Annotated in this window: 12 protein-coding genes; 3 read left to right on the forward strand and 9 right to left on the reverse strand. The window is 61.4% G+C overall.

Annotated features, from left to right (window positions below):
* Positions 1–13: 13 nt before the first annotated feature.
* From D0B32_RS01015 to D0B32_RS01025, 3 genes are all read right to left on the reverse strand, one after another.
* Positions 14–862 carry an amidohydrolase gene (locus tag D0B32_RS01015; RefSeq protein WP_117331824.1) on the reverse strand — a complete coding sequence of 283 codons (849 nt, stop codon included), beginning with the start codon at positions 860–862 and terminating at the stop codon, positions 14–16.
* 104 nt (positions 863–966) lie between these two features.
* Positions 967–1,992, reverse strand: coding sequence for an amidohydrolase family protein (locus tag D0B32_RS01020; RefSeq protein ID WP_117331825.1), 1,026 nt, complete (start codon positions 1,990–1,992; stop codon positions 967–969).
* A gap of 20 nt (positions 1,993–2,012) precedes the next feature.
* On the reverse strand, positions 2,013–2,990 hold the full coding sequence (locus D0B32_RS01025) for a PhnD/SsuA/transferrin family substrate-binding protein (protein WP_117331826.1): 978 nt from the start codon (positions 2,988–2,990) through the stop codon (positions 2,013–2,015).
* Between the two features lie 454 nt (positions 2,991–3,444).
* Between D0B32_RS01025 and dinB the strand changes: the two genes are divergently transcribed.
* Positions 3,445–4,632, forward strand: a complete 1,188-nt coding sequence (dinB, locus tag D0B32_RS01030) for a DNA polymerase IV (protein WP_117331827.1) — start codon at positions 3,445–3,447, stop codon at positions 4,630–4,632.
* 9 nt (positions 4,633–4,641) lie between these two features.
* Here dinB and D0B32_RS01035 read toward each other — a convergent pair whose 3' ends face one another.
* Positions 4,642–5,343 carry an SDR family NAD(P)-dependent oxidoreductase gene (locus D0B32_RS01035; RefSeq protein WP_117331828.1) on the reverse strand — a complete coding sequence of 234 codons (702 nt, stop codon included), beginning with the start codon at positions 5,341–5,343 and terminating at the stop codon, positions 4,642–4,644.
* A gap of 59 nt (positions 5,344–5,402) precedes the next feature.
* Positions 5,403–5,891, reverse strand: a complete 489-nt coding sequence (locus D0B32_RS01040) for an SgcJ/EcaC family oxidoreductase (RefSeq protein ID WP_220444893.1) — start codon at positions 5,889–5,891, stop codon at positions 5,403–5,405.
* A gap of 28 nt (positions 5,892–5,919) precedes the next feature.
* Between D0B32_RS01040 and D0B32_RS01045 the strand changes: the two genes are divergently transcribed.
* Entirely contained in the window at positions 5,920–6,867 is a 948-nt protein-coding gene (locus tag D0B32_RS01045; RefSeq protein WP_259294844.1) for a M15 family metallopeptidase, read from the forward strand.
* A 109-nt stretch (positions 6,868–6,976) separates the two neighbouring features.
* On the opposite strand, the gene D0B32_RS01050 is transcribed toward D0B32_RS01045, so the two are convergent.
* The 4 genes from D0B32_RS01050 to D0B32_RS01065 form a co-directional block, all read right to left on the reverse strand.
* Entirely contained in the window at positions 6,977–7,744 is a 768-nt protein-coding gene (locus D0B32_RS01050; protein WP_117333402.1) for an SDR family NAD(P)-dependent oxidoreductase, read from the reverse strand.
* Positions 7,745–7,946: 202 nt separating this feature from the next.
* Positions 7,947–8,861, reverse strand: a complete 915-nt coding sequence (locus tag D0B32_RS01055) for a LysR family transcriptional regulator (protein WP_117331830.1) — start codon at positions 8,859–8,861, stop codon at positions 7,947–7,949.
* 100 nt (positions 8,862–8,961) lie between these two features.
* The gene (locus D0B32_RS01060) at positions 8,962–9,150 is read right to left on the reverse strand and encodes a hypothetical protein (protein WP_117331831.1); all 189 of its coding nucleotides are present in this window, start codon (positions 9,148–9,150) and stop codon (positions 8,962–8,964) included.
* A gap of 365 nt (positions 9,151–9,515) precedes the next feature.
* Positions 9,516–9,842: an H-NS family nucleoid-associated regulatory protein gene (locus D0B32_RS01065; protein WP_117331832.1), complete on the reverse strand. Its 327-nt coding sequence runs from the start codon at positions 9,840–9,842 to the stop codon at positions 9,516–9,518.
* Positions 9,843–10,101: 259 nt separating this feature from the next.
* On the opposite strand from D0B32_RS01065, the gene D0B32_RS01070 reads away from it, so the two are divergent.
* On the forward strand, positions 10,102–12,474 hold the full coding sequence (locus tag D0B32_RS01070) for a bifunctional salicylyl-CoA 5-hydroxylase/oxidoreductase (RefSeq protein ID WP_117331833.1): 2,373 nt from the start codon (positions 10,102–10,104) through the stop codon (positions 12,472–12,474).

The raw sequence follows: 12,474 nt of genomic DNA on the forward strand, positions 1-12,474 counted from the left end.
TTACGACACAACCTCATGCCAGCGCCGGATACAGTTTCTGCGCGGTCTTGCCGAAAATCCACGCGCGATCCGCCTCACTCAAGCATGCCAAACCTGCCTGCGCGGTTGCAAGGATTTCCGGCAACGTGCCCGTGGAGGTCGGGTAATTCGAGCCCCATGCCATGCGCTGCGCGCCGAACGCTTCCACCACGCGCGGGAAAAACGTCTGCGCGCTCGCCTTCTCTTTCTTCACGTCGGCAAAAATGCGCGGCGTCAGCTTCAGGTAGATGTTCGTGAGCGGTGCCAGATCGAACAGGCCTTGCGCTGCCGCATACGGCGCGCCGTCCGACACCTCGGGACGACCCAGGTGATCGAGAATGATCGCGACATTCGGGAAGCGCTTCGCGAGCGCTGTGACCTGCGGCAAGCCGATCGGTCCCGTCTGGATGCACATGGGCAGGCCGAGTTCGCCGCACAGTTCCCACGCGGGAAACGAACGCGCGTCGTCCAGTTCGCTCGGATCGAATTCCTTGGTGCTGCCGCCCGTGAAGAGGCGCAGTCCTGCGAGACCGCGTCCCACCCACTCACGAATGCGTTGCGGTGCGTCGGCTTGCAGCACGTCCACGGAGCCCACGGCGACCAGACGGTCTGCGTATTTCGCGCAACCGTCCACCACGTAGCTGTTATCGAAGCCGTAGGTGGTCGATGAATGCACCACGGCGGCTTTCGCCACGCCGGCTTCATCCATTGCCGCGATCAGCGTCTCAACGGTGGTCGGACGCTCTTTCGACCAATCCGAGCGCTTGCCGAACAACGGTGCCGGTGGATAGCGCGTTTCGTCGTCCGAGATGATGTGCGGGTGAATATCAACGATGCTGGTCATAGTGCCTCTGTGCTGCTTCTATGAAAATTGCGTGGTGCGTTTCATTGCGCTTTGCTATACGCCGCTCGCGCTGGAATGACTTGCCGCGTATTACTTGCCGCGTATTACTTGCCGCGTGCTTTCAGGCGTGCATCGAGACGCGGGTAGACACGTCGCGCGTTGCCCTCGAAGATCTTGTAGCGGTCCTCGTCCGTCAGTGCGTCGCAAGCGTCGAGATAGCGTTTGGTGTCGTCGAAATACTGGCCCGTGGCTGGGTCTTTGCCGCGCACCGCGCCGATCATTTCCGAACCGAACAGCACGTTGTCAGCCGGAATCACCTTGGTCAGCAATTCGACGCCCGGCTTGTGATACACGCACGAGTCGAAGAAAATATTGTTTAGCAATCCTTCCAGTGGGCGTTCGCGCATCTCGAGCGACATGCCACGGTAACGTCCCCAGTGATACGGCACCGCGCCACCGCCGTGCGGAATCACGAGACGCAGCGTCGGGAAGTCCTTGAACAGATCCGATTGCAGAATCTGCATGAACACCGAGGTGTCCGCGTTCAGGTAGTGCGCGCCGGTGCCGTGAAAGCACGGGTTGCACGAGGCCGCAACGTGAATCATGGCGGGCACATCCAGATCGACCAGTGCCTCATAAAGCGGATACCACTCGCGGTCCGTGACGGGCTTGCCGGTCCAGTAACCGCCGCTCGGATCCGGATTCAGATTGCAGCCCACGAATCCCAGCTGCTCGACGCAGCGGCGCAACTCTGGAATCGAATTGGCGGGCGCCGCGCCGGGCGATTGCGGCAACTGGCACACCGGCGCGAAATTGTCCGGATAGAGTTCGGTCACGCGGAAGACGAGATCGTTCGAGACCTCGGCCCATTCCAGGCTGGTGCGTTCGTTGCCCAGGTGGTGACTCATCAGGCCGGCGATCGGCGAGAACATGGTCAGGTCGCTGCCGCGTTCGCGTTGCAGCTTCAGTTGGCCATTGCCGATGGCTTCGCGAATCTCGTCGTCGCTCACAAAAGCGCCATCGCGTGACGGCGAGTTGGCCGGGTCGTTGGCGAACTCAACCTGTTTGGCACGCCAGGCGCGGAACGAGGCGGGGACGGTCGTAAAGTGGCCGTGACAGTCGATGATCATGGTGTTCTCGGTTCGGGGGTTCAGCGTGCCAGCGGGTCAACGAACAGTTCGTTGATAGACATGCGCCGCGGCGTCAGCCCTTGCTTGAATGCGGTGGCTTCCAGCGTCTCGATGGTCTTGAGGTTTTCCTGCAGGCCATACGGCAGCGGATCGTGTCCGACGATCTTGCGCAGTTCGAGATACTTCTTGTCGCTTGCGCTCGTTGCATCACCGGTATCCAGGCGCGCGAGCCATTCTTTCTTCGCTTGCGCGAACGCGTCGTAAATCGACCTGGCAATCCACGGGTGTTCGGCGAACACCGAGTCCTTGACCACGATCGTGCCGTGCATCGGATACACCCCGGTGCGCGCGTAGTACTCGGTTTCGAGTTCGGCCGCATTGGGCAGCAGATCGGGATAGTCGGCCTCGACCTCTTTCCATCCGCCTGTCGGTGCGCCCGTGCGACCAATGCCCGCTGCTGCGGCAAACCCCGCGGACAATTCGCCCGAGGCCATCATCTCGGCGAGCGAACTGCCTGCCGGTGCGTGAATCACGTTCGACGGCAACTTGAGCTGCGTAACGTGCTCCTCGTCATCCACCACCCAGGTGACCTTGGAAGAGTCGAGGCCGAATTCGTCGATCAGCACCTGGCGCGTCCACACACCCGTCGTCACCGAATAGGCACGCACGCCGACCTTCTTGCCTTCCAGGTCTTTCGGATGCGTGATGCCTGCATCCGGGCGCACCAGCAGGCCGCCGTGATGGAAACGCCGCACCACGAAGATCGGCAAACCGACGAACGGCGCGCCATAAGCGCGAGCAATGATGTACGTGGTCGGCGCCAGTTCGCAGACGTCGAATTCGACGTCGCGCACCATGCGGCGAAACGCGCCAATCTGCGGCTGAACGGTGATGAACTCGGCATCCACGCCCTCGATGGGAATGGATCCATTGCGGATCGCCGACGTGTGCGGATGCTCGGCAATCGCGATCTTGAGCGGGACTTTCTTGGTCAACATCGTCTCCTGTGGGTCAGTCGTCGCGGACCCTCTGGCGTTAGGCGTCAGGGCCGCACGGGTAGTCTCGATGGATGAAGAATAGGGGAGAGCCGCCCGGCAGTCCCTACACAAAAATCAGATTCAATGGCACTTTTGTAGAGGGGCGAAGTGGGGGTTTTTGCGGAGGGTCGTGATTCGCGGACCAAGGCGCCGTACGGCGGCAACGTGAAATTTACCAGGGATAACTGATTATCTCTGTGCCCTTGCCTGTACTTTTCGAGCACGCTTACGTCACGCTTTCGCACCGGCTTTACCAACTTCACTGGCAATCCGTGCCGGCGCATGCGGATCGCCGATACTGTATAAATAAACAGGTATAATCGCTGAAACCGTTGTCCCTGCTCACGCGCGCTGGCCTCGATGTTCGTCACCAGACGCGAAGCCCTTATCCGCACCCGTTTTCTGTCAGCAATCCATGATTTCTGAAACCCGCCGCATAGCGCATCTAGACATGGACGCGTTTTATGCATCGGTCGAACTGTTGCGTTATCCGGAGTTGCGCGGGCGCCCCGTGGTGATCGGCGGGGGCAGAAACGCAGCGCCGCAGCTGTTGCCGGACGGCAGCCGCCAATACGCCAAACTGCGCGATTACGCCGGCCGGGGCGTGGTCACCACGTCCACTTACGAGGCGCGGGCACTCGGCGTGTTCTCGGCTATGGGCATGATGAAGGCGGCGCAACTCGCGCCTGAAGCGATCCTGTTGCCCACCGACTTCGATTCCTACCGGCATTATTCGCGGCTCTTCAAGGCGGCCGTGGCCACGTTCACGGAGCAGATCGAAGATCGTGGCATCGACGAAATTTATATCGACCTGACCGACCTCCCCGGCGAGCCCCGTGAAATCGCCGCGCGCATCAAACGCGCGGTGAATGACGCAACGGGGCTGACCTGCTCGATCTGCGTCGCGCCCAATAAACTCCTCGCCAAGATCGGCTCCGAACTCGACAAGCCCGACGGCCTGACCATGCTCACGCCGCAGGACATACCGCTGCGCATCTGGCCGTTGTCGGTGAAGAAGGTCAACGGCATCGGGCCGAAGGCAACGGAACGGCTGGCGGCGCTCGGCATCAACACGGTGGGCGAACTGGCGAGCGCGGATCTTGGCTTGTTGCAGGAGCATTTTGGCCGCAGCTATTCGTCGTGGCTTGCCGAAGTTGCACAAGGCTACGACGAGCGGCCGGTGGTGGTGAGTTCCGAGCCGAAGTCGATGAGCCGCGAGACCACCTTCGAACGCGACATGCACCCGCGCCAGGACCGCCCCACGCTTTCAACGGCATTCACGGCCTTGTGTACGCGCGTCGCGGACGACCTGGTCCGCAAGGGTTATGTTGGCCGCACGGTTGGCATCAAGATCAAGTTCGCGGACTTCAAGACCGTCACGCGCGACGTCACCCTGCCCGCCTCCACTGCGGACGCGGCGTCGATCCGCCGCGCGGCCACCGAATGCCTCAAGCGCATCGTGCTGGATCGCAGGCTGCGTCTGATCGGCGTGCGCGTCAGCGCGCTAAGCGTTCCGGGTAGCGAGCCGCAGGAACGCATGGTCATTCAGCAAGAGTTGCCCTTCTCCGCTGAAGAGCCAACCGGACACCCGGATCAACCCTGACGCGCCGGATCAGAATTTCTCCACCCACGGCCGCAGGTCGATCTCATGTGTCCACGCGCTGCGGTGCTGCGACAGAACATCGAAGTACGTCTGCGCAATGGCGTCGGGAGACAACAGACTGTCGGGCTCGTCCGGTTGATTGCGGCGCCGTTCGCTCTGCACTGCGCCGTCGATGATGAAGTGCGCCACGTGGATGCCCTTCGGCCCCAACTCTCGCGCAACGCTCTGGGCCAATCCGCGTAAACCGAACTTGCCGGTCGCGAACGCCGCTGACAACGCAAAGCCCTTCACGCTCGCTGTCGCGCCGGTGAACAGAATCGCGCCACGGCCTTGCGGAATCATGCGCAACGCAGCCTGCTGTGCAGCGAGAAAGCCGCCGAACGCCGAAATGGACAACGAGTGCCGAAACGCTTCGGGGTCGATCTCCGTGATCGAGCCATGCGCCCGCGCGCTGGCGTTGTAGATCACGAGATCGGGCTCGCCGATCTTCTGATCCACCTGCTCGAAGAGACTGGCCACGGCTTGGGGATCGGCTGCGTCCGCCGCGAAGGTGTGCGCGCCGGTCTCACTGGCGAGCGTTTCCAGCTTGCCGACATCACGCGCCGCCAGCGCCACGCGCAGACCCGAGCGCGTCAACAGCCGGGTGAGCGAAGCACTGATGCCGGGCCCGGCGCCGATGATCAATGCGGTCTTGTAGGGGATGGTCGCCATCCTTGGCCTCCATGTCTGAAGATTGAACGCTGCTCGAAGCAGGCGAGTTTAAGCAATCGCTATTCCTTGGGTGCCACGCTCGGTTCGACTGCCCGGAAATGCCAGCCGTCGCTGTCCTTCACATAGACGGCCATGATATGCCCGGACTCCTGCCTGAACGTGCCATCACCTTGCGGAACCTGTACAGAGAATTCGGCAATGCTGAAGCCACCGTTGCCCTGCGCGTTGGCGTCGATGACGTGAATGTGATGTTCCTTCGCGCCCGAACTGAAACGCGCCTCGTAGTATTGCCTGAGAGCGGGCCGTCCTTTGATGAGCTTTCCGGCCGGCGATACCAGCGTGCCATCTTCGGCGTACAACTGTGCCATCGCGTCGGCGTTTTTGGCTGCGTAGTTGCTGTCGTAAAGTTGCCCGAGCTTCGCAGCCGCCGCGCGCGCTTCCTGTGACGATGGATGTGACGCGCTGGCGTTGGCGCTGGGTATGGCTGCGCATGCGAGCGTGCCGCTAATCAGAAGCGTGGCAAGTACAGAGGGAATAGGTCGTTGCACCGTCGAACTCCTTGGGCCGAATGCCATCATGGGTTGGGTAAAGCCGTTATGGTGCGCGGCACCATGTGCGGCTTTCGTTGCATCTGACGAACTTTATCCCTTTGGGAGCGCGCATGTTCTGCGGCTCACAACGCGTTCCGTTGCCATTGCCGTCAAATTGCGGGACGTGCCCAGCCATGCGAAGATTGCCGCGTGTCAGCACATTGCTTTCATCGGAAGAAATGCGGGTATCTTTCCAGTTCGACCGCTCCGCGGATTCATCAACGTTCCGGCCACTCATCGCATGCTGAACAATCACGAACTCACGGGACGTGTACGTACCCATGTGAAGCAGTATGAGGAGCCAACATTTGCTGCGCAGCCCGAAGTGGCGAAGGCGTTTCTTGCGATGCGCGAAAAGGCGCGCCGCGCCGGAATCGATCTGATCCCGTATAGCAGCTTCAGGGATTTCCGAACCCAGTTGCGCATCTGGAACGGCAAGTTCAGCGGGAAAAAGCCGCTCTATGACATGGACGGGCGAGTGCGGGATTTCGCTTCGCTTTCTGAACTCGACATCATCGACTGCATCCTCAACTGGTCGGCATTGCCTGGAGGCAGTCGACATCAATGGGGCACGGAAATCGACGTGATAGACGGTGCGAGCGTTTCACCTGGCTACGTTCCAAAACTGCTGCCCGAAGAGGTGTCCGCGGGCGGCGTTTTCGAGGCGCTCCATCACTGGCTGGATGAAAACATCGCGGAATTCGGCTTTTTTCGGCCCTATGCGTCGTACAACGGCGGGATGTATCCGGAACCGTGGCATCTAAGCTTTGAGGCGGCATCCACCCCGGCGTTGCGCCAGGTGACGCCCGAACTTCTCACGGCCGTCATCCGCAGAGCGGACATGCTCGGCAAGGACGTGGTCCTTCCGCTGATTCCGCAGATATACGAGCGTCACATCCTCAACATCAATGGCCCCGGAACAGGTCAGCGCTGAATTGCTGAAGTGGAATCGCTGTGGCCGCGTCGGTATCGACGCGGCCATCGTCGGTCGAGGCTATCCGAACGCACGTGCATTCGGATAGCACTCCGCCGGGCGGCTGGCGTCAGGCAATCCATCCACCGTCGACCGTCAGGCTCTCGCCGGTCGTGTAGCCTGCTTCGGGGCTGGCAAGGTAGGCCACGGCCGCCGCGATTTCTTCCGGTTTGCCGAAACGGCCCACGCTCGCAAGCTTCGTCATCGTTGCATGGTCTTCCGTGCCGGGTTGCGGAGCCAGTTCGGTGTCGATCGGGCCAGGCTGAACCGCGTTGACCGTCACGCCGAATTTGCCGAGCTCGCGTGATAACCCGCGCGTGAAGCCTCTGAGGGCAAACTTCGATGCGATATAGAGCGTCACGCCGGGCAGCGGCGCCGCTTCGCCAAACGCGGAGCCCACGTTGATAATGCGGCCCCAGCCCGCCGCGACCATGCGCGTTGCCGCGTCTTTTGCCAGTTCGATCGGTGCACGAACATTCAGGTTGAAGTGCGTGTCGTACGACGACTCAGCAGAATCGAGGAACGGCCCATACTCGACCGTGCCCGCGTTGTTCACCAGGATGTCGAGCCGCCCCTCGAAGCGGCCGCCAAATGCGCCGTTCAACGAGTCAATCAGCTTCTTGACGCCTTCCGGCTGCGCCAGGTTAGCGCCCACCGCTTCGGCCTCGCCGCCAGCAGCGCGGATTTCCTTCACGACTGCTTCGGCCCGCGCCGCATTCGACGCATAGTGAACGACGACCGCGGCGCCATCGCGCGCAAGACGTGCCGCAATAGCAGCACCGATTCCGCGTGAAGCACCGGTAACGAGGGCGAGTTTGCCTTTCAGAGCTTGAGTCATGGTTTTCCTCAACAAACAGGTTTCGGAGCAGTCCACCGGCTTGAACAGCCGGAGCGACTGCTGCATCGGAACCAATGTTTCGTGCATTGGTTGAGGCGTATCGTCCGCTCGCGTGACATTGCGCGGTAGTCGCGCGCCAGGAATAGCTCATATTCCCGCTACGACGGGCCGTGCGGACAGCTGGCGCGCACGTGCGAAGCGGCTAGGCGATGAGGTCCTCGCCGGATTGGCGCTCGTTGAGAAGGTGCTCGACGAACGCGACGAAGGCACGCGCTTTCGTGGTTGCCATGCGGCCCGACGGGAACACGGCCCACAGGTCGATATGCGGCAGCGTCCAGTCGGTCAGGACGGCCTGAACCGCGCCGCTCGCGAGTTCGGGGGCGAACATCCATTCGGAAGCAACGGCGAGACCCATGTGACCCAGTACTGCCGTGCGCATGCCTTCGGCTGCGTTCACGCTGATTCGGCCGGACAGGCTCACGGTTGAATCGGTGCCGTCAGCGTGGCTGAACAGCCATGATTCACCGCCGCCGCGCAGGGAGTACACGACCGCCTGATGCCGGCTCAGCTCGGCAGGGGTGTCCGGAATTCCGGCTTCAGCGAAATACGACGGCGTGCCGACGACGACCCGCCGCCCGGTCGCGATGCGACGTGCGGTCATGGTCGAGTCGTCTAGCGTGCCCATCCGCAATGCGACATCGACGCCTTCTTCGAGCAGATCGACGGAGCGGTCATCGAGCACGATCTCGATGCTCAGATTGGGATGTTGGTCGAGGAAAGACTTCAGTGCCGGCAACACGTGCAACCGGGCGAAGGTGACGGCTGCACCGATGCGCAACCGTCCTGACAAGCCATCCGACGACTCGCGCACGGCCTGCTCGGCTTGCTCGGCCTCGTCGATGGCCCTGAGCGCGTGCTCATAGAAACGCTGTCCGGCATCCGTGGGCGCGAGGCCACGCGTCGACCTCAAGAGCAAACGGGCGCCCAGGCGTTCTTCCAACTGTGCGACTGCCTTCGAGACCGCTGGTTGACCCAGCTTCAGGCGGCGTGCGGCGGCAGAAAATGAACCCGCGTCGACCACTGTTACGAAAGTCTCCATCGCCACCATGCGGTCCATGCATCCTCCTGACAAGTGTCAGCGAAAATGCGCAGTGTAGCGAAACGCGTCGAAGGGGCCCCTCGCTGGAGGAGCCCCGACCTGAATCACCGTGTTTCTGTCAGTACGTCACAGAAGTCCCGCTGCCGGTGAAGCTGTGCTGGACAGGCGAGTCATTGGCGTAGTCGTTGACGGCCTGGATGATGTTCACGATCTGCTGCGGCAACGTTCCGCCGCTGATGGCGCTCATGGCAGTGCGATCCATCTCGATGGTAGCTTCGGGAAGGTCTTTGATTTCCAGTGTGTTCATTTCGATTCTCCAAGGGCAAATTGGGCGATCAGGGGATGTCCGTTCTGTTTTGAGGGTGTCGCCACTCCTCGGAGGGTATTAAGGCAAGGTGCATGCCAAACGGTGGCGCGGCGGTTTGCGATCGCGCAATCAGTTGAAAATATTGGCGTTTTAAAGGCGATGGGCGGATTCGTGTGGAATTGCGAACAGGCAGCTGCGCTAGGGCGGTGGGTTGAACCCAACGCTCCGGCATGCGCTGTTGGTTGGATAGCGACACTCGCCGCCTTCGGCACGAAGGCGGCGTTTCAATGTCTGGTCTAGCGTGGAAAAGCCACGCTCTTCAGGCGTTCTTCACGCGTTCTTCAATAGGTCAGCGCCCGGACGACTTACGACGCCCGCACGGTGGCCAGTCTCGTGCCGGCAAACGGGTCGCGGCTCCAGTCGGTCGCAGCACGTGCACGGCTAACTGGCGTCGACGCTTTCTCGATAGCGAAGTGCGACAGCGACTGGCCGGCGCTCGTGGCCTGGCGCAACCACTGAGGCATATCGCCCTTGCCGTCCCACGTGTCGCCGAAAGCACTGCGGTATCGCGCAGCCTTCTGGCGCGTCCGCTCCTCGGCGATTGCTGCTGCGACGTCACCCAATTTGATTCCCACCTTCGCCATCTTGCGACGCAGGTAGGCGATCATGCTTTGGCGTTTTTGCTCATCCATTTCGGTATCCCTCGAAATTCCGGCCTTGTGGCCGTCTCAAGCCGCCTTGCGGCGCGCCCTGCCATCAGGTGATTCGGATGGCCAAAGTATCCCGTTGCGAAAAGCCGCTGTCGATGCGCAATTCTGAAAACATTGTTTGCGGCAAACGGATAAAGGCGGGTTCAGCCAAACCTTTCCCCCGCAGCGCACCACACCATTTACTTGACATCTAAACTATCTAAACCTAAATTACCTCGCAGAATCCTTGCGAGGTGCTGGTATGCGTATCGTCTGTATCGGAGGGGGCCCCGCCGGTCTCTACTTCGGGCTGTTGATGAAGAGCCGCGATCCGTCGCACGAAGTGACCGTCATCGAGCGAAACCGGCCTTATGACACCTTCGGCTGGGGCGTCGTCTTCTCGGACCAGACGCTCGGCAACCTGCGCGCGGCGGATGCTCCAAGCGCCGACGCCATCCTCAGCGCCTTCAATCACTGGGACGACATCGAGATCAACTTTCGCGGCCAGCAGGTGCGTTCCTCTGGGCATGGATTCTGTGGCATTGGCCGCAAGCGTCTGCTGAACATCCTGCAGGCGCGTTGCGAAGCGCTCGGTGTCAAACTGGTGTTCGAAACCCAGGTCACGGACGACAGCGCCTACGAAGCCGATCTGATCATCGCCTGCGACGGTGCGAATAGCGCGATCCGTCAAAAGTACGCCGCCACGTACCGGCCCGACATCGACATGCGCGACTGTCGCTTCGTCTGGCTCGGCACGAAAAAACTATTCGAGGCGTTCACGTTCGCCTTCGAAGAAACTGAGTGGGGCTGGTTTCAGGCCCATGCCTACCGCTTCGACGATCAGACCTCTACCTTCATTGTCGAGACGCCGGAGCGCGTGTGGCGCGCGGCCGGTCTCGACGAGATGAGCAAGGAAGACAGCATCGCCTTTTGCGAAAAGCTCTTTGCGAAGTATCTGGACGGCCATCCGTTGCTGTCGAATGCCGCGCATTTGCGTGGATCGTCGCAATGGATCCGCTTTCCGCGCGTGGTCAATCAGGAGTGGGTGCACTGGCGTGATAACGCGGACGGCACCCGCACGCCTGTCGTATTGATGGGCGACGCCGCGCACACCGCGCACTTTTCGATCGGCTCGGGCACCAAGCTCGCGCTGGAAGATTCGATCGAACTGGCCAACAGCATCGGCGCCCACCCCGGCAATCTCGCGGCCGCGCTCACGCATTACACGCAGGTGCGCAGCATCGACGTGCTGCGCATTCAAAACGCTGCGCGTAATTCGACGGAATGGTTCGAACACGTCGACCGTTATACGTCCTTTGCGCCGGAGCAATTCGCCTATTCGCTGCTCACGCGCTCACAACGCATCTCGCACGAGAATCTGCGTGAACGCGATGCGCGCTACGTTTCCGCTTTCGAGGACTGGCTCGCAAACGCCAACGGCGTACAACGCGCGCCAGAAAAGCACTCCATTCCGCCCATGTTCACGCCCTTCAGGCTGCGTGGTGTCACGCTCAAGAACCGCGTGGTGGTGTCGCCTATGGCGCAATATTCCGCCGTGGACGGCGTGGCCGGTGACTATCACCTGATGCATCTCGGCGCACGCGCGCTGGGCGGCGCGGCTCTCGTGATGACGGAGATGACCTGCGTGTCGCCCGAAGCCCGCATTACGTCCGGATGTCCCGGCATGTACACGTCCGCGCATCTCAGCGCATGGCGGCGCATCGTGGAGTTCGTGCATAAGCAGTCGGATGCGAAGATCGGCATGCAACTCGGTCATGCTGGCGCGAAGGCATCTACGCGTGTGAGTTGGGATGGCATCGATCAGCCGCTACCCGACAACAATTGGCCGCTCGTTTCCGCCTCTCCGCAGCAATATCTGCGCGGCGTGAGTCAATGGTCGCGCGAAGCGAGTCACGAAGATCTGCGTGAGATCGAAGCGCAATTTGTGCGCGCAACGGAAATGGCCGCTGAAGCAGGCTTCGACTGGCTCGAACTGCACTGCGCCCACGGTTATTTCCTCTCCAGCTTCCTCTCGCCGCTCACCAATCAGCGTCGTGATGAATATGGCGGGTCATTGCAGAACCGTCTGCGTTACCCCTTGCAGGTGTTTGCCGCGATTCGCAAGGTGTGGCCGCAAGACAAGCCCATCTCGGTGCGCATCTCCGCGCACGACTGGGTAGACGGCGGCACGACGCCGGACGATGCGGTCGAAATTGCGCGAGCCTTCAAGGCCGCGGGCGCGGACATGATCGACGTCTCGTCCGGCCAGGTCAGCAAGGACGAAAAGCCCGTGTATGGCCGGATGTTCCAGACGCCGTTTGCGGACCGCATCCGCAACGAAGCGGGCATCGCTACCATCGCCGTGGGTGCGATTTCCGAAGCGGATCACGTGAACAGCATCATCGCGGCAGGCCGTGCCGATCTATGCGCGGTCGCGCGGCCGCATCTGGCCAATCCCGCGTGGACACTCAACGAAGCCGCCAAAATCGGCTATTTCGACGTGATGTGGCCGAAGCAATACACCGCGGCCAAATCGCAACTCGAACGCAATCTCGAACGCGAGCGTGCGCAAGCTGCGGCGAATGCCGGTTTGTCGCCGCAAGAGCGCGCGCAGCGCGCAGAAGGAACCGTGTGA

The organism is Paraburkholderia sp. DHOC27 (genome assembly GCF_003429005.1).
Lineage (GTDB): Bacteria > Pseudomonadota > Gammaproteobacteria > Burkholderiales > Burkholderiaceae > Paraburkholderia.

Excerpts from the sequence above, each read along its gene's own strand:
- D0B32_RS01015 (WP_117331824.1), bottom strand. The coding sequence starts at position 862 with ATGACCAGCATCGTTGATATTCACCCGCACATCATCTCGGACGACGAA.
- D0B32_RS01020 (WP_117331825.1), bottom strand. The coding sequence starts at position 1,992 with ATGATCATCGACTGTCACGGCCACTTTACGACCGTCCCCGCCTCGTTC.
- D0B32_RS01025 (WP_117331826.1), bottom strand. The coding sequence starts at position 2,990 with ATGTTGACCAAGAAAGTCCCGCTCAAGATCGCGATTGCCGAGCATCCG.
- dinB (WP_117331827.1), top strand. The coding sequence starts at position 3,445 with ATGATTTCTGAAACCCGCCGCATAGCGCATCTAGACATGGACGCGTTT.
- D0B32_RS01035 (WP_117331828.1), bottom strand. The coding sequence starts at position 5,343 with ATGGCGACCATCCCCTACAAGACCGCATTGATCATCGGCGCCGGGCCC.
- D0B32_RS01045 (WP_259294844.1), top strand. The coding sequence starts at position 5,920 with ATGGGTTGGGTAAAGCCGTTATGGTGCGCGGCACCATGTGCGGCTTTC.
- D0B32_RS01050 (WP_117333402.1), bottom strand. The coding sequence starts at position 7,744 with ATGACTCAAGCTCTGAAAGGCAAACTCGCCCTCGTTACCGGTGCTTCA.
- D0B32_RS01055 (WP_117331830.1), bottom strand. The coding sequence starts at position 8,861 with ATGGACCGCATGGTGGCGATGGAGACTTTCGTAACAGTGGTCGACGCG.
- D0B32_RS01060 (WP_117331831.1), bottom strand. The coding sequence starts at position 9,150 with ATGAACACACTGGAAATCAAAGACCTTCCCGAAGCTACCATCGAGATG.
- D0B32_RS01065 (WP_117331832.1), bottom strand. The coding sequence starts at position 9,842 with ATGGATGAGCAAAAACGCCAAAGCATGATCGCCTACCTGCGTCGCAAG.
- D0B32_RS01070 (WP_117331833.1), top strand. The coding sequence starts at position 10,102 with ATGCGTATCGTCTGTATCGGAGGGGGCCCCGCCGGTCTCTACTTCGGG.